The sequence below is a fragment of the Pseudomonas palleroniana genome (assembly GCF_022836895.1).
Taxonomy (GTDB): Bacteria; Pseudomonadota; Gammaproteobacteria; order Pseudomonadales; family Pseudomonadaceae; genus Aquipseudomonas; species Aquipseudomonas palleroniana.
Window position 1 is genome coordinate 1983812 of record NZ_CP092411.1, and the last position, 18858, is coordinate 2002669.

11 protein-coding genes and 1 riboswitch are annotated in these 18858 nt (G+C 61.7%); of the genes, 9 read left to right on the plus strand and 2 right to left on the minus strand.

The features are described from left to right. Positions 1–16 precede the first annotated feature (16 nt). Positions 17–5890 carry a leucine-rich repeat domain-containing protein gene (locus MJP36_RS09075; protein WP_244385210.1) on the minus strand — a complete coding sequence of 1958 codons (5874 nt, stop codon included), beginning with the start codon at positions 5888–5890 and terminating at the stop codon, positions 17–19. 284 nt (positions 5891–6174) lie between these two features. On the opposite strand from MJP36_RS09075, the gene MJP36_RS09080 reads away from it, so the two are divergent. From MJP36_RS09080 to astE, 7 genes are all read left to right on the plus strand, one after another. Beyond that, complete coding sequence (locus MJP36_RS09080; RefSeq protein WP_060757321.1) at positions 6175–7395, plus strand: aspartate aminotransferase family protein; 1221 nt, start codon at positions 6175–6177, stop codon at positions 7393–7395. Between the two features lie 119 nt (positions 7396–7514). After that, positions 7515–8534 (plus strand): arginine/ornithine succinyltransferase subunit alpha, encoded by a 1020-nt coding sequence (aruF, locus tag MJP36_RS09085; protein WP_244385211.1) that lies wholly within the window; start codon positions 7515–7517, stop codon positions 8532–8534. Positions 8535–8595: 61 nt separating this feature from the next. Continuing rightward, complete coding sequence (astA, locus tag MJP36_RS09090; RefSeq protein ID WP_060757323.1) at positions 8596–9621, plus strand: arginine N-succinyltransferase; 1026 nt, start codon at positions 8596–8598, stop codon at positions 9619–9621. Next, the gene (gene astD / locus MJP36_RS09095; RefSeq protein WP_162492709.1) at positions 9618–11087 is read left to right on the plus strand and encodes a succinylglutamate-semialdehyde dehydrogenase; all 1470 of its coding nucleotides are present in this window, start codon (positions 9618–9620) and stop codon (positions 11085–11087) included. The genes astA and astD overlap by 4 nt, the downstream gene beginning before the upstream one ends. Before the next feature lie 156 nt (positions 11088–11243). Next, entirely contained in the window at positions 11244–12590 is a 1347-nt protein-coding gene (astB, locus tag MJP36_RS09100; RefSeq protein WP_090369061.1) for an N-succinylarginine dihydrolase, read from the plus strand. A gap of 23 nt (positions 12591–12613) precedes the next feature. Next, a complete protein-coding gene (locus tag MJP36_RS09105; protein WP_060757326.1) occupies positions 12614–12904 on the plus strand; it encodes a hypothetical protein in 291 nt (96 codons plus the stop codon). 11 nt (positions 12905–12915) lie between these two features. Next, positions 12916–13920 carry a succinylglutamate desuccinylase gene (gene astE, locus MJP36_RS09110; RefSeq protein ID WP_060757327.1) on the plus strand — a complete coding sequence of 335 codons (1005 nt, stop codon included), beginning with the start codon at positions 12916–12918 and terminating at the stop codon, positions 13918–13920. 132 nt (positions 13921–14052) lie between these two features. Here the strand turns inward: astE and MJP36_RS09115 are convergent, their stop codons facing one another. Continuing rightward, entirely contained in the window at positions 14053–14562 is a 510-nt protein-coding gene (locus MJP36_RS09115) for a 6,7-dimethyl-8-ribityllumazine synthase (RefSeq protein WP_104994607.1), read from the minus strand. Positions 14563–14674: 112 nt separating this feature from the next. Beyond that, positions 14675–14844, minus strand: a riboswitch (FMN riboswitch). 188 nt (positions 14845–15032) lie between these two features. Here MJP36_RS09115 and ltaE point away from each other — a divergent pair. Both ltaE and alaS read left to right on the plus strand, forming a co-directional pair. After that, on the plus strand, positions 15033–16037 hold the full coding sequence (gene ltaE, locus MJP36_RS09120) for a low-specificity L-threonine aldolase (RefSeq protein WP_060757329.1): 1005 nt from the start codon (positions 15033–15035) through the stop codon (positions 16035–16037). Between the two features lie 146 nt (positions 16038–16183). Beyond that, the gene (alaS, locus tag MJP36_RS09125) at positions 16184–18802 is read left to right on the plus strand and encodes an alanine--tRNA ligase (RefSeq protein WP_060757330.1); all 2619 of its coding nucleotides are present in this window, start codon (positions 16184–16186) and stop codon (positions 18800–18802) included. Positions 18803–18858 lie beyond the last annotated feature (56 nt).

Below are 18858 nucleotides of genomic sequence, written 5' to 3' on the forward strand. Positions count from 1 at the left end.
TAGCCCGAAGGGGCGGTTATTCCTCCTGTGGCCGGGGCTGCGCGGGCGATAGTGGTGCGCCGGTTTCATCCAGCGTGGCCTGGGGCACATTGAAGTCAATGCCGGTACGTTGGTAATACTCGCGCAGGTACGCCAGGCTCTGTGCCGACAGCGGGTTGTTACTCAGGTCGCTGTCTTCATGAAACACCGTATCGGTCTCCAGCAAACCCGCGCCGATGTCTTCGATCTGGTTGCCGCTCAAGTCCAGCGTGTGCAACGCCTTGAGCTGGAAAACCCCCTCCGGCATCGCTTTGAGCCCGGCATTGCGCAGGTGCAGCGAGCTCAGGTTGTGCAAGCTGCTGACGTCTGGGGTTTCCCCCAGCGGGTTATCGCTCATGTCGACGAACTCCAGCGCCGCCAGGTCGTTGAAGGAGCGGGCTGACAACGGCGTCAGGCGGATGCCGCATTGGGTCAATTCCAGGCTGGCCAGCTTGGGCATGCTGAAGATCGGTTCGGGCAGGCTGCCCACCGGGCATTGGCTCAGTGCCAGGGTTTGCAGCGCCGGAAAACAGCGCAGCGTACCGTCAACCTGGGTGGTGGTGCCGTTGCCCGTCAATTCAAACCACGACACATGCTCGAACCGTGCATTCAGTGACGGCAGCTCTCCCATCACCGGGGTGTCGAGCAGTAATGAATGGGTGAATTCATCCACCAGGCTCTCTTCATCTTCCGCACTCTCGCGACGCCAGGCTTGCTCCACCAGCATTTTGAAATTATCGCGCAGCAACTGTTGGTGGGCGCGGGCAGCGTCATCGAGCGGGCTGTTGTCGACAGGATGGCGCTGTGGCACATCCAGCACCCATTGATCGAGGTCGGTATTGAGCTGGGCATACTCGGCTTCAAGGCGCGCCAGGGTCGGGGTGATCGCGTCCATATCGCCGGGCAGGCGGAAGATAAAACGGTCCGCTTCGCTTTCGACCAGCGTCGGGTATAGCTCTTGGAGGCGCACACGCTCGGCTTCGGGAGCCGTGGCATTGAAGGATTCCTGGGTGCGCTGGCAGTAACTCTTGATCTGCTCCAGGGTCACTTTGGATAACGGGTTGCCGGACAGGTCGAACGCGCTGGCGGCTTCGGCGCGCAGGGTGAAAGCCGCCGCCGGCATCTCGGTGATCTGGTTGTCGCTGAGGTTGACCGCGCTGCGCGGCACGTCGATGAGCAGGTCGGAGGGCACTTGCGTGAGGCCGACGTTTTTCAGCAGGACGCTGGACAGTGCCGGCATCGCCTTGAACTCCGGCAGTTGCCCTAGGTTGGGGTTTTGGCTGAGGTCCAGGTATTCCAGGCGGTTCATGTTTTGCAGGGCCGCACGGCTGGTGTCGCTGAGCTTGAGCGAGCAGTCCGGCAGGCCCAGGAAAGTCAGTGTTTCCAGCTCGAAGATACGCGGCGGGATGTCCTCCAGCGTCGCGTGTTCGATGTCGAGGATATCCAGGGCCGGAAAGCTTTGGAGAAACTCGCCGACGTCCATCGGGCCACCGTTGCCGTGCATGATCAACGAGCCTATGTGCTTGAACCGTGCACTCAGGCGCGGCAATTCACCGGCCAAGGTCTGGCTGATGTTGAGGGTGCGAACGTGGCGGGTTTCCTGGGCGGGTTCGCGGCGCCAGGCTTTTTCCAGCTGCACATGCAGCGCCATTCTGCGCGCCAGTTCCAGGGAGGTCAGGTCGGGGGCCTGTGACCAGGCGCCCAGCTCCTGCTGCAAGGTTTCCAGTTCTCCAGCCAGGCGCGCCAGCTCGCGTTTACCCGCCTCAATATCACCGGGGAGTGAATAGATGAAGCGTGTGGCTTCGTCCTTGTCCATCGACGGGTAAAGCCGTTGTGTATCTTGCAGGTCGACGGGCATAGCATCGACCTCCCAGAACGTGCCGTGGCGTTGGTAGTACTCCTTGACCTGCTCCAGGTTCGCCCGTGACAGCGGGTTGTCGGAAAGATCGTAGTGCACGCTGGCCTCAGGGGGCAGTTCGAACAGCGCGGCGGGTACGTCGCGGATCTGGTTGCCGTTCAACAGCGCGGCCTGCAGCTCCGGGCGGGTCAGCAGGCCGGGCGGCAGGCGATCGATACCGGTGTCGGCAAGGTCCAGGGCCACCAATTCCGGCATCGCCTCAACGCTGGGCGTCAGGCCCAGGGGATTGCCATTGAGTGACAGCGTCTGCAAGTGGCTCATGCTCGCCAGGCGGGCATGGCTGGCAGGCGTGAGGGTGATGTTGCAGTTGGACAGCCCCAGGGTGTTGAGGTGAGGCAGGCTGCTGAGTTGAGGCGGCAGATCGTCCATGGGGACGTCTTTGACTTCCAGGTGCCGCAGCCGTGGAAACTGGTTGATAAAGGCGGTCACGCCTTGGGTGCCTTCGTTGCCGCTGATGGACAGCAACGACACATGTTCGAAATTGGCATTCAGTGTGGGCAGCTCGCCGATGATCGGAAAATCCAGGCGCAACATATAGCCGTCCCGGCTCGGGTCTTCGAAGTAATCGTCGAACTCGGTGCCTCGGCGCCAGCAACGCTTGAGTAATTGCGCGATGCGCTGGCGATTCTGGCGTTCGTAGGCTTGCTGGCGCGGCGTGAGCGCGGCACCGGTTTGCGGATGTTCGGTGGGCACCGTTTGCTGCCAGTTGTGCAGCTCGGTTTCCAATTGCTGATATTCCTCGGTGAGCGCCTCGAGCCGCACTGATGCACCGCCGGGCTGCCTTTGCAGGTGTTCGAGCAGGGCGCCGATCTGCTCGTCGCTCAACGCTGGATACAATGCCCGGGCGCGCGGGTACAGCAGCGGGGCGTTCGGGCTTGGGGTGTGTGCGCGGTAACCATCGTCGCTGCCAAGGTGCTTGAGGGTGTCGGTCGATGGCTCCTTGGGAGCGCCGCTGGCCAAGACACGGCGTACTTCATTGCGTGCCAGTGGGTGTCGACGCAAACGCCGTTGCAATTCGGCGCCCTGATCAATCTGAATGCCCAGCGCCTCGCGCTGGCGATCGGGCACGGCGTGCAGGATGGCGCTGTACAGGTCGGTTTCAGCGCACAGCGCGGTGTCCTCGTCATAGGCGACATAACGGCCGTTATCCCGGCGTACCAATGTGCGGCGCAACGGCGCGTCCTCGACGCCTACCTCGTTCCAGATCGAACCGCCGGGTGAATCATGGCGCACCACCAGGCGCACCTGGTCCGACCAACCGGGCAGCAGCCGCAGAGCGTTGAGGGCCAGGCGGTCGCTGTCGATGGTCGGCACGCTGTCCAGTTGCTGGCCTTCGTAGGCGCGGGTCACGCGTACCTCGTCCAGCGCCGCACGAGCCAGGTCGGCCAGGCGTGGCGGGACACGACGGGCGTCCAGTTGGGCAAGTTCCGCGCCGCTGGCCTGGCGCAGCAGGTGGTGGGCGACGCTGGCGGGCAGGTCGGGCGAGGTGTCCAGGATGCGCTGGGCCGCAGGGTCGCCGGCGGTCTGCGAGGGGCCGTAACGTGATTCGAACAGCGATGCACGCTTGCGCTCGGCGATATCGGCGAGGGCTTTGCGCAGGTGTCGGGTGCGGGCCTCCAGGCTCAATTGTGGGTCGCCGGTGCGTTCGCCGAACTGGCGGCTGAGTTCCTCGGGGCTCAGGGCCTGCAATACGGTTTTGGGCCAGTCACCATTTTGCAGTTGCGCTTCGTGAATCTGCACCAGCGGCTGATCGCTTTCACCCATCTGCCAGACCACTTCGTTGCGGGCGTTCAGCAGTTGCAGAGTCTTGTCCTTGGGCCAGTAACCGAAGCTGGTCATCAAGTGCAGTTGCTCTTGAGGGTCGATGGCGTTGTACTGCGCCGGGTCATCGCTGCGCAGGCGCTGGATCAACTGTTGGATCTCACGGTCGATGCGCAGCCGCACCAGGGTGTCCTCGAGCATGGGCGGGATGGGCTCGCTGTTGTGATGCATCTTGCGCAGGGTGTCTTCGCTGACACCACTGATGCGCAAGGCTTGCTCGCAGTCGGTTTCGCTCAAGCCTTGCGCGATGGGGCCGAGGCGCCGCAACAGAGTCTTGCGATCCCATGTCAGGGGCTGTTCGAGTTCGGTGTGCCATGCCCCGGACCCGTTGTGCCGCAGCCTGGGACGATAGGCGTCGGCGCGGGTCGGGTGTTTGATTGCGTAATGGCCGTCGTCGGCGGGCTCGACCTTGTAGTGCCGGCCCTCCAGGGGCAGCACTGACTCACCGCGCACAGGGTACAGGCCTTTTTCATCGGTGCTCAGCGTCGGGGCGATGTCGAGGTGTTGCTGGTACGGGCCGAGGTCTGGTTGCCAGTAGCGCTGGCTGCGATCAGCCAGGCTCACGGGTTTGAAGCGCTCGATGAAGGCCCGTTGTTCGGCCGATAACAGTTTGTCCATCGCGATGCCGGCGAGGCTGCTACCTGCTGCAAATACGCCCAATTGCGCAATGGATTGCACCACGTTGACCAGGTGGGTGAGCGCTTCGTCCGTCAGCCCTTCTGCCCAGTCGATCACGCCTTCGAAGACGTCCGTGAGCAGTTGATAGGCCATGTACCCCATCATCAATTCGCCCAGCCCGGGAATGAACGGCGTGACCACCAGCAGTGCGACGTTGAGAATTGTTGAGGCGATATCCACGAAGGAGTCCCACAAGGCCCAGCGTGCCTGGCTGTCGGCGTTGGCGGTGGAGACGGCCTGGGAGCGTGCGTCATTGAGGATCTTGTTGAGTTTCTGCCGATACAGATAACGCCAAGGCTCGTCGGGAATGGGCGTTGCGACAAATTGCAGTTTGGGGTCGAGGGTGGGTTCTTTGCGCCACATGCCATGCTTGGCGCCGGGTTCCGGTGGGTGCCAGTTGATGCTCGACAGGCGCTGGCTCAGGCCGGAGAAAAAAACACCGAGACGCTCATGGGGCACAAAGCGGCTGAAGAACAGTTGGTAGTCCTCGTTACGCAGTTGGCGGGTCAGCTCGCGTTTGAACTCCAGGGGCGAGATGTATTCCTTAAGTGGGTGCTGCGGATCGTCCGGCACGTAGGCGACGATCCGTTGTGAGCTGCGCGCCTGCTCCAGGTCCGGAGCGAACAACAGGATGCCGCACAGTGGCGTCTGCAACAGGGTGAACGTATGGCAGAGCACCGGCAGTTGCCCAAGGCTCAGGCGCGGGGCGCCTTCGAGCATGGCGCTGATCACCTGGGCGAAGTCCGGCTTGATGTCGCCGCGGATGTCCGCCAGTTGCAGTGCGGCGCGCAAGGCCGCGCGCTGGCTGGTATCGACTTTCAGCGCCAGGCTGTTGCCGGCGCTCGGAGTGTTCAACCCCAGCGCGTTGCGCAGGTGGTGCGCGTACGTGGCGCCGAGGTTCAACTCGCGGCACAGGCGCACAAACGCGTTGATCGACATGACGTCGCGGATATGGGGCAGGGTGGTGAATTGGCCGGTGGCCGAGGGGCGGCTGATAAATGTCGAGTCGGGCTCGTAGAAACCTGCATCTGCTTCCTTGTAATCGAAGTTATGCAGCGCTGCATCGAGCAGTGACACCGTCCAGGTGCGCGCCGCTCCAGAGCGGATCGCAAACCAGGGAATGGTCAGCGGGATATAGAGGCGGATGAACACCTCGTCGACGTCCAGGTTCAGCGCGAAGCGTTGACGCAGCAGGTTTTGCAGCAGGGGCCTGGCGTAGGTCTTGGGATCTTGCAGGTTTTTCAGCGCGTCATCGACGGTGTTCTGTGCGCGCCAATGGTGGGCAGTGGCTTGTTTGAACAAGGCTTGTTGTCGGGCTGTGGCCGCCTGCAAGGGTTTGCCCAGGTGCGGCTTGGCTTGGCGCAGAGCCTGATGTTTGGCCGCGCTCGCCTGGCCCAGCCACTGGGGCATAGCATTTTTCAGGCGTTCGTAATGGCTCTCGGGAGGAGTACTCATGGGGCGAATCTCTTGGTGCCATGGAAAGGGCACCAGTAAATCAGCCGGTGTGGAGCACTTGGCCCTAGATAATTAGAGCGGCCATTGACCCTGACGCAAACACGCCGGGCGGTTTAAACTGCGCCATTGCGACGCTATTTGTCGCATTGACGTAAACCCTTGAAAATCGGGGGTTGGCGCTATAAGAAGTTGTCGCTTGGCGACAAGGCCCTACTGAAAACTGTCCTTACAATCCCTGCATCGCCCGCCAGTTTCAGGCAGGCGTTCCTCTTCAGGAGACTCCGATGTCCGTTGAGCAAGCCCCGGTGCAACGTGCCGATTTCGACCAGGTCATGGTGCCTAACTACGCACCGGCCGCATTCATTCCTGTGCGTGGCGAAGGTTCGCGCGTGTGGGACCAGGCGGGTCGCGAGCTGATCGACTTTGCCGGTGGCATCGCGGTCAACGTATTGGGCCACGCCCACCCGGCGCTGGTCGGTGCGCTGACCGAACAGGCCAACAAGCTGTGGCACGTCTCCAACGTTTTCACCAATGAGCCGGCCCTGCGCCTGGCGCATAAGTTGATCGATGCCACCTTTGCCGAGCGCGTGTTCTTCTGCAACTCCGGCGCCGAGGCCAACGAGGCCGCGTTCAAGCTGGCACGTCGCGTCGCGTTCGACCGGTTCGGCAGCGAAAAATACGAGATCATCGCTGCGCTGAACAGCTTCCACGGCCGTACCCTGTTCACGGTCAACGTCGGTGGCCAGTCCAAGTACTCCGATGGTTTCGGCCCCAAGATCACCGGCATCACCCACGTGCCTTACAATGACCTGGCCGCGCTGAAAGCCGCTGTTTCGGACAAGACCTGCGCCGTGGTGTTGGAACCGGTCCAGGGCGAAGGCGGCGTATTGCCGGCCGAGCTGGCTTACCTGCAAGGCGCACGCGAGTTGTGCGACGCGCACAACGCACTGCTGGTCTTCGACGAAGTGCAAACCGGCATGGGCCGCAGCGGCCATCTGTTCGCTTACCAGCATTACGGCGTGACGCCGGACATCCTCTCCAGCGCCAAGAGCCTGGGCGGTGGGTTCCCGATCGCGGCGATGCTCACCACCGAAGCGCTGGCCAAGCATCTGGTGGTCGGTACCCACGGCACCACCTACGGCGGCAACCCGCTGGCGTGCGCAGTGGCGGAAGCGGTGATCGATGTGATCAACACCCCGCAAGTGCTGGCCGGTGTGAACGCCAAGCATGCGCTGTTCAAGGCACGCCTGGAGCAGATCGGCAAGCAGTACGGCATCTTCACCGAAGTGCGTGGCATGGGCCTGCTGCTCGGTTGCGTACTGAGTGAGGCTTTCAAGGGCAAGGCCAAGGACGTGTTCAACGCGGCCGAGAAAGAAAACCTGATGATCCTGCAAGCTGGCCCTGACGTAGTGCGTTTCGCCCCGAGCCTGGTGGTGGAAGACGCCGACATCCAGGAAGGCCTGGATCGTTTCGAGCGTGCGGTAAAAACACTGACCCAAGGCTGATTGGCTGAACCGGAGCCAATGTGGGAGGGGGCGAACTCCTCCCACCGGTTGACCTGTGTTGAAGCCGGACCTGTCCGGTATTTTTTTCCTATGAGTTTTTCGAGTTAAGGAGTGACACCATGCTGGTGATGCGCCCCGCGCAAATGGCTGATCTGGGCGAGGTAAAGCGTCTGGCTGCGGACAGCCCGATTGGTGTCACCTCCTTGCCGGATGATGTGGAACGCCTGAGCGACAAGATCGCCGCCAGCGAAGCGTCCTTCGCGGCCGAGGTGAGTTTCAACGGTGAAGAGAGCTATTTCTTCGTGCTGGAAGACACCGAGACCGGCAAGCTCGCCGGCTGCTCGGCCATCGTCGCCTCGGCGGGTTATTCCGAGCCGTTCTACAGCTTTCGTAATGAGACCTTCGTTCACGCCTCGCGCGAGCTGAAGATCCACAACAAGATCCACGTGCTTTCCCAGTGCCACGACCTCACCGGCAATAGCCTGCTCACCAGTTTCTACGTGGTGCCGGAGCTGGTCGGTTCGCCGTGGTCGGAACTCAATTCCCGTGGCCGCCTGCTGTTCGTCGCCAGCCATCCCGAGCGCTTTGCCGACTCGGTGGTGACCGAGATTGTCGGCTACAGCGACGAACACGGTGACTCGCCGTTCTGGGACGCCATCGGGCGCAACTTCTTCGATCTCAATTACGCCGCCGCCGAGCGCCTGTGCGGGCTTAAAAGCCGCACCTTCCTGGCCGAGCTGATGCCGCACTACCCGATCTACGTGCCATTGCTGCCAGACGAAGCCCAGGAGGCCATGGGCCAGGTGCACCCGCGTGCGCAGATCACGTTCGACATCCTGATGCGCGAAGGCTTCGAGACCGATCATTACATCGACATCTTCGACGGCGGCCCGACGTTGCACGCACGGGTTTCGGGCATTCGTTCCATCGCCCAGAGCCGTGTGGTGCCGGTCAAGATCGGCGAGATGGCCAAGGGTGTTGGCCGCCAGTACCTGGTGAGTAATGCGCAGTTGCAGGATTACCGCGCGGTGATGCTGGAGTTGGACTACGCGCCCGGCAAACCGGTGACCCTGGACCTGGCGGCAGCCGAAGCCCTGGGTGTTGGCGAGGGCGCGAGCGTGCGCCTCGTTGCGGTTTGAGAGCCGGTTTAAACAGAGTTTCGCGGGTGGCTGACAACGGCGGCCCGTTCGAGGAGATAGCATGATCGTTCGTCCCGTACGCAGCAGCGATTTACCGGCCCTGATTGATCTGGCACGCAGCACCGGCACCGGTCTGACCACCTTGCCGGCCAACGAAGAGCGCCTGACCCATCGGGTTGGCTGGGCGGAAAAAACCTTTCGCGGCGACGCCGGTCGCGGCGATGCCGATTACCTGTTCGTGCTGGAAAACGACGAAGGCCGCGTGGTGGGCATTTCCGCCATTGCCGGCGCCGTCGGCCTGCGCGAGCCCTGGTACAACTTCCGGGTGGGCCTGACCGTCAGCGCCTCCCAGGAGTTGAATATCTACCGCGAGATTCCAACGCTGTTCCTGGCCAACGACCTTACCGGTAATTCCGAACTGTGCTCGCTGTTTTTGCACGCCGATTACCGCACCGGCCTCAACGGCCGCATGCTGGCCAAGGCGCGCCTGCTGTTTATCGCCGAATTCCCGCAACTGTTTGGCAACAAGATCATCGCCGAGATGCGTGGCGTGTCCAACGATGCCGGGCGCTCGCCGTTCTGGGAGAGTCTGGGCCGGCATTTCTTCAAGATGGAATTCAGCCAGGCCGATTACCTGACCGGCGTGGGCAACAAGGCGTTCATTGCTGAGTTGATGCCGAAGTTTCCGCTGTACAGCTGCTTCCTGTCCGAAGACGCACGCAATGTGATCGGCAAGGTCCATCCGGATACCGAGCCTGCATTGAGCATGCTCAAGAGCGAAGGTTTCAGCTACCAGGGTTACGTCGACATCTTCGACGCCGGCCCGGCGGTGGAGTGTGAAACCAGCAAGATCCGTGCGGTGCGTGACAGCCAGTCGCTGGTGTTGGCCATCGGCACGCCAGGGGACGACGCCACGCCGTTCCTGATTCATAACCGCAAACGCGAGGATTGCCGCATCACCGCCGCACCGGCCCGCTTGGCCGCAGGCACCCTGGTGGTCGATCCACAAACCGCCAAGCGCCTGCAACTGGTCGTGGGTGATCAAGTGCGCGCCGTACCGTTGTCTGCTGCTCGGGAGTCGAAATAATGAATTCGCTGTATATCGCAGGTAGCTGGCTGGCCGGCCAGGGTGAGCTGTTTGAGTCGCGCAACCCGGTGACGCAGCAAGTGCTGTGGGCCGGCAATGGCGCCACCGCTGAGCAAGTCGAGTCCGCCGTGCAGGCTGCGCGCCAGGCATTCCCGGAGTGGGCCAGGCGCCCGCTGGAAGAGCGCATCGGCGTGCTGGAAACCTTCGCGGCCACCCTGAAGCGTCGTGCCGATGAAATCGCCCGCTGCATCGGTGAAGAAACCGGCAAGCCGCTGTGGGAATCGGCGACTGAAGTCACCAGCATGGCCAACAAGATTGCGATTTCGGTGCAGAGCTACCGCGAGCGTACCGGCGAGAAGAGCGGCCCGCTGGGCGACGCCACTGCCGTGTTGCGCCACAAGCCACACGGCGTGGTGGCGGTGTTCGGCCCTTACAACTTCCCCGGTCACTTGCCGAACGGGCATATCGTGCCGGCTTTGCTGGCGGGTAACACCGTATTGTTCAAACCGAGCGAGTTGACCCCGAAAGTCGCCGAGCTGACCGTGCAATGCTGGATTGAAGCCGGTTTGCCGGCGGGCGTGCTGAACCTGCTGCAGGGCGCTCGGGAAACCGGTATTGCCTTGGCTGCCAACCCCGGTATCGACGGGTTGTTCTTCACCGGTTCCAGCCGTACCGGCAACCACTTGCACCAGCAGTTCTCAGGGCGCCCGGACAAGATCCTGGCCCTGGAAATGGGCGGTAATAACCCACTGGTGGTGGACGAAGTGGCCGATGTGGATGCGGCGGTCTACACCATAATCCAGTCGGCGTTTATCTCCGCTGGCCAGCGCTGCACCTGTGCTCGCCGCTTGCTGGTGCCGCAAGGTGCCTGGGGTGACGCGTTGCTGGCGCGCCTGGTGGCGGTCGCTTCGAGCATCGAGGTCGGCGCGTTCGACCAGCAACCGGCGCCGTTCATGGGCTCGGTGATTTCCCTCGGCGCGGCCAAGGCCTTGATGGACGCCCAGGCGCTGATGTTGGCCAATGGCGCCGTGGCGCTGTTGGAAATGACCCAGCCGCAGGATCAAGCCGCTTTGCTGACGCCGGGCATCATCGACGTGACGGGCGTGACCGAGCGCGAGGACGAGGAACTGTTCGGCCCGCTGTTGCAGGTGATCCGCTACGTTGATTTCGCCGCGGCGATTGCCGAGGCCAACAACACCCAGTACGGCCTGGCCGCGGGCTTATTGTCCGATTCCGAAGCGCGCTACCAGCAGTTCTGGCTGGAGAGCCGTGCCGGTATCGTCAACTGGAACAAGCAACTGACCGGCGCCGCCAGCACGGCGCCGTTCGGCGGGGTAGGGGCTTCGGGCAATCATCGCGCCAGTGCGTATTACGCGGCGGATTATTGTGCGTACCCGGTGGCATCGCTTGAGACCCCGAGCCTGGTGGTCCCGGCAACCCTGACGCCAGGGATTACGCTTATCTAAATGCGGGAGCGGGCTGGCTCGCGAAAGCGGTGTGTCATTCGACATCTCAGGTGACTGAACCACCCCATTCGCGAGCAAGCCCGCTCCCACACTTGATTTGTGGTGTGTTCAAGTAATTTGATGCCTATAAAAACAGATGTTCGTGGAGCCTCGCCGATGAAATCCTATGAAGTCAATTTTGACGGTCTAGTGGGGCCGACCCATAACTACGGCGGTTTGTCCTACGGCAACGTCGCGTCCCAGAGCAACAGCCAGCAGTCTTCGAACCCGAAGGAAGCGGCGTTGCAGGGCCTGCAGAAAATGAAGGCGCTGATGGACATGGGCTTTGTGCAGGGCGTGCTGGCGCCACAGGAGCGCCCCGACGTGGCGGCCTTGCGCAACCTGGGCTTCAGCGGTACCGATGCGCAAGTGATCCAGCAGGCGGCCAAGCAGGCGATGCCGTTGTTGGTCGCAAGTTGCTCCGCGTCGAGCATGTGGGTGGCCAACGCCGCCACGGTCAGCCCGAGCGCCGATACGGCCGATGGCCGCGTGCATTTCACCGCCGCCAACCTCAACTGCAAATACCATCGCAGTATCGAACACCCGACCACCAGCCGCGTGCTGGGGGCGATGTTTGCCGATGCCAAACACTTCGCCCACCACGCGGCGTTGCCGGCGGTGGCGCAGTTCGGCGATGAAGGCGCGGCCAACCACACGCGTTTCTGCCGCGAGTACGGCGAAGCTGGCGTTGAATTTTTTGTGTTCGGCCGCAGTGCGTTCGACACCCGTTACCCGGCGCCGCAGAAGTACCCGGCGCGCCAGACGCTTGAAGCGTCCCAAGCCGTTGCGCGCCTGCACGGCCTGAGCGATGACGGCGTGGTCTACGCTCAGCAGAACCCTGCGGTGATCGATGCCGGCGTGTTCCACAACGACGTGATCGCGGTGGGCAACGGTGAGGTGCTGTTCTATCACGAGGACGCGTTCCTCCATACCGAACAGATGCTGGCCGAGTTGCAGGGCAAATTGGGCAAGCTGGGCGGCAATTTCCAATCGGTGTGCGTACCCCGGGCCCAGGTCAGCGTTGAAGATGCTGTGCGTTCCTACCTGTTCAACAGCCAATTGCTGAGCCGCGCCGACGGCTCGATGCTGCTGATCGTGCCGGAAGAGTGCCGCGCCAACGAACGCGTCTGGCAGTACCTGCAAGGCTTGACCGCGTCCGGTGGGTTGATCCGCGAAGTGAAAGTCTTCGACCTCAAGCAAAGCATGCAGAACGGCGGTGGCCCGGCGTGCCTGCGCTTGCGGGTGGCCTTGAATGAAACGGAACTGGCGGCGGTGAATCCAGGCGTTATCATGACGGCACCGTTGTACGGCACGCTGACCCAATGGGTCGACAAGCACTACCGCGACAGCCTGCGTGAATCCGACCTGGCTGACCCGCAATTGCTGCTTGAGTGCCGGACGGCACTGGATGAACTGACGCAAATCCTTAAACTGGGCTCGGTTTATCCTTTCCAGCTCAATTAACGCCGCACCACCGAGAGTTATTTATGACCACCGACACCCTGAAACTGATCCTTGAAGATACCGACGGCACCCAGCTGGAAACCTCCTGCACCCGCGTTGCCGTGGTGTGGCAGGGCAAGGAGATCTGGATCCAGCACGACGGCCGTGGCCAGCTGCTGATCGGCGTGGATGTGGAAGAAGGCGACGCCGAGTACGCCAACCTGCTGATGCGCCCGTTGGCCACCAACCTGATGAGCCTGCAACTGGAAATGGAGCCGGCCGACGTCGACGGCGATGACGACGATCACGTCCACGGTCCTGGCTGCAACCACTAAGGAAGCTGCTTATGCTCGCCCTCGGCAAACTGCTTGAACTGACCCTCGCCGGTCGCGAACCGGCGCAAAAAATTCAACTGACTGTCGACGGCGTGCAGATGCGCTGGCTCAGCGAGGGCGCACTTGAAGTCCGCCCGCCTGAAGCGAAGGACAACGGCAGCGACCTGCTGCTGTCGTCCGGCATCCATGGCAACGAAACCGCGCCGATCGAACTGCTCGACCGCCTGTTGCATGGCATCGCCCGTGGGGAGATCAAACCCCGCAACCGTATTCTGTTCCTGTTCGGCAACCCCGAGGCGATGCGTCGCGGTGAGCGTTACCTCGAACTGGACATCAATCGGCTGTTCAACGGCCGTCATGAAAAAAATATCGGCCCCGAAGCCATGCGTGCCGCTGAACTTGAGCAACTGGCCCGCAGCTTCTTCAGCCAGCCAGGCCGTTCGCGCCTGCATTACGACTTGCATACGGCGATTCGGGGTTCGAAGATCGAGCAATTCGCCCTGTACCCCTGGAAGGAGGGGCGCCAGCATTCGCGTCGTGAGCTTGCGCGCCTGCGTGCGGCCGGCATGGAAGCGGTGCTGATGCAGAACAAGACCTCGATTACCTTCTCCGCTTTTACCTATGAGCAACTGGGCGCCGAGGCTTTCACCCTGGAGCTGGGCAAGGCGCGGCCGTTCGGGCAGAACGACGGCGTGGATGTGTCGCGCCTGGAAGCTCGCCTCAAGCACATCATCGAAGGCACCGAGCCCGAGACCGACAGCCTCGACGGCCTGAAACTGTTCGCCGTTGCGCGTGAAGTGATCAAGCACAGCGACGCTTTCCTGCTGCACCTGCCGGCAGACGTGGAAAATTTTTCGGAGCTGGAAAAGGGCTACCTGCTGGCCGAAGACGTGGCCAAGACCCGCTGGGTGATCGAGGAGGAGGGTGCACGCATCATCTTCCCCAACCCGAAGGTGAAGAATGGTTTGCGCGCGGGGATATTGATTGTGCCGACGACGGATGCGGGCCTGATATAGGTCTCAAGGCATACCAGGATCCAAATGTGGGAGGGGGCTTGCTCCCGATGGCAGTGTGACAGTCAACTCATCTGTAGTTGAGACACCGCCATCGGGAGCAAGCCCCCTCCCACATTGTTTTTGTGGTGTTGTTTAGACTGCTAAGGCACGTGGTTCGCTGCGACGGATCGCACGCACCTTGTGCAGGGTATCGGCACAAGTGCGCGCAGCTTCCTGGCCTTTATGCACAAAGTGATCATGGAAGAATGCATGATGCTCGCTGCCGGCGTGGAAGTGGTGCGGGGTCAGGGAAACCGAGAATACCGGCACTTCTGTTTCCAGCTGCACCTGCATCAGGCCGCTGACCACGGATTGGGCGACGAATTCGTGACGGTAGATGCCACCGTCCACCACCAGCGCGGCAGCCACGATACCGGCATAACGGCCGGTCTTGGCCAGCAGCTTGGCGTGCAGGGGCATTTCAAACGCGCCGCCGACTTCGAAGAAGTCGATGTCCGATTCCTGGTAGCCCTGGGCGATGATTTCGGCAAGGAAACCTTTACGGCTCTGGTCGACAATATCCTTATGCCAGCAGGCTTGGATAAACGCGATACGCTCGCCGTGATGGTTTTTGCTTTTGCTGTCGATTGCGGTGGGTTGCATGTTCTGACTCCTGTTTAAGAAAAAAACAGGGCGTTATGAATCGAATGGGATTTAAGGGTGCGCAACGCCGGTCATGCACGCATGAGGTCAGCGAACGGCCCTTAGGTGCCAATCCCGTTCTCTCTTCATCCGGACTATGACCGTCGGCCCCGGGATCACACCGGGTCTGCTGACCTTGTCGCCGTCCTGCGTGAGCAGTTCAAGGCGCCAAGCGCTCGCGGGCTATGCACATTGCGTGCAATTACCGCCGGTGGGGAATTACACCCCGCCCTGAGAACGTTGCCGCCAGAACCCTGGCGGCGGAGAGTTTTTAACACGGTTTTTCAAAAACTGCACGGCCGCTGTATCGATAAGCTATATCGGTTTGTTTGGTTGGTATTCATTTGAATACACGTAGGGCTTGATATCTCGCGGCTTTGCCCGCAGTAATCTCCTTCTAAGGGGCTTACCCACTCACAGAGGCCAGTTTCATGTCAGTGATCGACCTGCGCAGCGACACCGTGACCCAACCCACCCCCGGCATGCGGGACGCGATGGCCAGTGCGGTCAGTGGTGATGACGTCTACGGTGAAGACCCGAGCGTCAACCACCTTGAAGCTGAGCTGGCCAGGCGCCTGGGCTTTGCGGCGGCGCTGTTCGTGCCCACGGGCACCATGAGCAACCTGCTGGCGTTGATGGCTCACTGTGAGCGCGGCGAGGAATATATCGTCGGCCAACAGGCCCACACCTACAAATACGAAGGGGGTGGTGCGGCCGTATTGGGCTCGATCCAACCGCAGCCGCTGGAGGCGCAGGCGGACGGCTCCCTGGACCTGGACCAGGTGTCGGCGGCGATCAAGCCCGACGATTTCCACTTCGCCCGCACCCGCTTGCTGGCGCTGGAAAACACCATGCAGGGCAAGGTTCTACCGCTGGAGTACTTGGCGAAGGCCCGCGCGTTGACCCGTGAGCGTGGTTTGGCCCTGCATCTGGACGGTGCGCGGCTCTACAACGCGGCGGTCAAGCTCGGTGTGGAGGCGCGGGAAATTGCCCAGTATTTCGACTCGGTCTCGGTGTGCTTGTCCAAGGGGCTGGGCGCGCCAATTGGTTCGGTGTTGTGCGGCTCTACGGCGTTGATCGCCAAGGCGCGTCGCTTGCGCAAGATGGTCGGCGGCGGTATGCGTCAGGCAGGTTCGCTGGCGGCGGCAGGGCTGTATGCCTTGGATCATCAGGTGGCGCGCCTGGCCGACGACCATGCCAATGCCCAGTGGCTGGGCGATGAACTGCGCAAAGCCGGTTATGAAGTGGAGCCGGTGCAGACCAATATGGTCTACGTGCAGATCGGTGGGCAGGCTCAGGCCCTGAGGGCGTTTGCCGCCGAGCGGGGGATCAAGTTGGTCGCCGCGCCGCGTCTGCGCATGGTCACGCATATGGATGTCAGCCGGGCGCAGATCGAGCAAGTCGTGCAGGCATTCGTCGAGTTTTCCCGAAAATGACAGTGCTGGCCGTCTAATTGAATGCTTCTATCGCATAAACACGCTGTACCACCGGCAAAGGGCCGATATAATGCGGCCCTTTGCCGTCGCTCCGTCTGATGATGTTGCGCACTGGCCTTTGGCCGCAGACTCCGTGGAAGAACCTAATGAAAAGCGCAGAAATCCGTGAAGCCTTCCTTCGCTTCTTCGAAGAGCAAGGTCACACCCGTGTAGCCTCCAGCTCCTTGATCCCTGGCAATGACCCGACCCTGCTGTTCACTAACGCGGGGATGAACCAGTTCAAGGACTGCTTCCTGGGCCAGGAGAAGCGCGCTTATACCCGCGCTACCAGCAGCCAGAAATGCGTACGCGCCGGCGGTAAGAACAGTGACCTGGAAAACGTCGGTTACACCGCTCGCCACCACACGTTCTTCGAAATGTTGGGCAACTTCAGCTTCGGCGACTATTTCAAGAAAGATGCGATCACGTTCGCCTGGACCTTCCTGACCGGTGTGTTGAAGCTGCCCAAGGAAAAGCTCTGGGTCACCGTCTACGCGACAGACGACGAAGCCTATGACATCTGGACCAAGGACGTCGGTGTGCCCGTCGAGCGCATGATCCGCATCGGCGACAACAAGGGCGCGCCTTACGCGTCCGATAACTTCTGGACCATGGGCGATACTGGCCCGTGCGGTCCTTGCACCGAGATTTTCTATGACCACGGTGCCGACATCTGGGGTGGCCCACCGGGCTCGCCGGAAGAAGATGGCGACCGTTACATCGAGATCTGGAACAACGTGTTCATGCAGTTCAACCGCACCGCCGACGGCGTGTTGCATCCGCTGCCGGCACCGTCGGTGGATACCGGCATGGGCCTGGAGCGGATCAGTGCGGTGATGCAGCACGTTCACTCCAACTATGAAATCGACTTGTTCACCAACCTGCTGAGCGCATCGGCTGCGGCGATTGGCTGCGCCAATGAAAACCAGTCGTCGCTCAAGGTCGTGTCGGACCACATCCGTTCCTGCGGCTTCCTGATTGCTGATGGCGTGCTGCCGTCGAACGAAGGCCGTGGCTACGTGCTGCGTCGTATCATCCGTCGCGCCTGCCGTCACGGTAACAAGCTGGGCGCCACCGGCAGCTTCTTCTACAAGATCGTGGCCGCGCTGGTCGCCGAGATGGGCGACGCCTTCCCGGAGCTCAAGCAGCAGCAGGAAAACATCGAGCGCGTGCTCAAGGCTGAGGAGGAGCAGTTCTCCAAGACCCTGGAGCACGGCCTGAAGATTCTCGAGCAGGACCTGGCTGAGCTCAAAGGTACCGTGGTGCCGGGCGACGTGGTGTTCAAGTTGTACGACACCTACGGCTTCCCGATGGACCTGACCGCCGACATCGCCCGTGAGCGCGAGCTGACCATCGATGAAGCCGGTTTCGAGCGCGAAATGGAGGCCCAGCGCGTGCGTGCGCGTTCCGCCAGTTCCTTTGGCCTGGACTACAACACCCTGGTCAAGGTGGACGTGCCTACCGATTTCATCGGCTACAAGGCGACCGTGGGGTCGGCCAAGATCGTTGCCCTCTATAAGGACGGCAAGTCGGTCGACGTGTTGAATGAAGGCGACGAAGCGGTAGTGGTCTTGGACCAGACCCCGTTCTATGCCGAGTCCGGTGGGCAAGTGGGTGACTGTGGTTTCCTGAGTTCGACGTCGGGTCGCTTTGAAGTGCGTGACACCACCAAGACCGGCGGGGCTTTCCTGCATCACGGTGTGCTGGTGTTGGGTAACTTGACGGTCGGTGCGCCGGTCGATACCCAGGTCGATGCCGACGTGCGTCACGCTACCGCGCTGAACCACTCGGCCACTCACTTGTTGCACGCTGCGTTGCGCCAGGTGCTTGGCGAGCACGTTCAGCAAAAAGGTTCGTTGGTCGACAGTCAGCGCCTGCGCTTCGACTTCAGCCATTTCGAAGCGATCAAGCCGGAGCAGATCAAGGCACTGGAAGATATCGTCAACGCGCAAGTGCGCAAGAACACTCCGGTCGAGACTGAAGAAACCGACATCGAGACCGCCAAGGCCAAAGGCGCCATGGCACTGTTCGGCGAGAAGTACGGCGACAGCGTGCGCGTACTGAGCATGGGCGGCGACTTCTCGGTGGAGCTGTGCGGCGGTATCCATGCCAACCGTACCGGTGACATCGGCCTGCTGAAAATCATCAGTGAAGGCGGTGTGGCGTCCGGCGTGCGGCGTATCGAGGCGGTGACCGGGGCTGCGGCCCTGGCCTACCTCAACGCGGCCGAAGAACAACTCAAGGAAGCGGCGAGCCTGGTCAAGGGCAGCCGCGACAACCTGATCGACAAACTGTCTGCGGTGCTTGAGCGCAACCGTGCGCTGGAGAAACAGCTGGAGCAGTTGCAAGCCAAGGCAGCCAGCGCGGCGGGTGACGATTTGTCTGCTCAAGCGTTGGACGTCAAGGGCGTGAAAGTGCTGGCTGCGCGTCTGGACGGCCAGGACGGCAAGGCGCTGTTGGCCTTGGTCGATCAGTTGAAGAACAAACTCGGCCACGCAGTGATCCTGCTCGGCGGTGTCCATGAGGATAAGGTCGTTCTGGTTGCCGGTGTAACCAAAGACCTGACTGGCCAACTCAAAGCCGGTGATTTGATGAAACAAGCCGCCGCGGCAGTGGGCGGGAAGGGCGGTGGTCGTCCGGACATGGCGCAAGGCGGTGGTGTAGATGCCGGCAGCCTGGACGCGGCCCTGGGCCTGACCGTACCGTTTGTCGAGGCCGGTATTTAAGGCGCTGTTAATGAGCCCATGGTCTAGTCGTGGGCTCGCTGCGGTGCTGCAAGATT

Bases quoted from the DNA above. Each gene is read 5' to 3' on its own strand.
- MJP36_RS09075 (WP_244385210.1), bottom strand. From the start codon at position 5,890: ATGAGTACTCCTCCCGAGAGCCATTACGAACGCCTGAAAAATGCTATG.
- MJP36_RS09080 (WP_060757321.1), top strand. From the start codon at position 6,175: ATGTCCGTTGAGCAAGCCCCGGTGCAACGTGCCGATTTCGACCAGGTC.
- aruF (WP_244385211.1), top strand. From the start codon at position 7,515: ATGCTGGTGATGCGCCCCGCGCAAATGGCTGATCTGGGCGAGGTAAAG.
- astA (WP_060757323.1), top strand. From the start codon at position 8,596: ATGATCGTTCGTCCCGTACGCAGCAGCGATTTACCGGCCCTGATTGAT.
- astB (WP_090369061.1), top strand. From the start codon at position 11,244: ATGAAATCCTATGAAGTCAATTTTGACGGTCTAGTGGGGCCGACCCAT.
- MJP36_RS09105 (WP_060757326.1), top strand. From the start codon at position 12,614: ATGACCACCGACACCCTGAAACTGATCCTTGAAGATACCGACGGCACC.
- astE (WP_060757327.1), top strand. From the start codon at position 12,916: ATGCTCGCCCTCGGCAAACTGCTTGAACTGACCCTCGCCGGTCGCGAA.
- MJP36_RS09115 (WP_104994607.1), bottom strand. From the start codon at position 14,562: ATGCAACCCACCGCAATCGACAGCAAAAGCAAAAACCATCACGGCGAG.
- ltaE (WP_060757329.1), top strand. From the start codon at position 15,033: ATGTCAGTGATCGACCTGCGCAGCGACACCGTGACCCAACCCACCCCC.
- alaS (WP_060757330.1), top strand. From the start codon at position 16,184: ATGAAAAGCGCAGAAATCCGTGAAGCCTTCCTTCGCTTCTTCGAAGAG.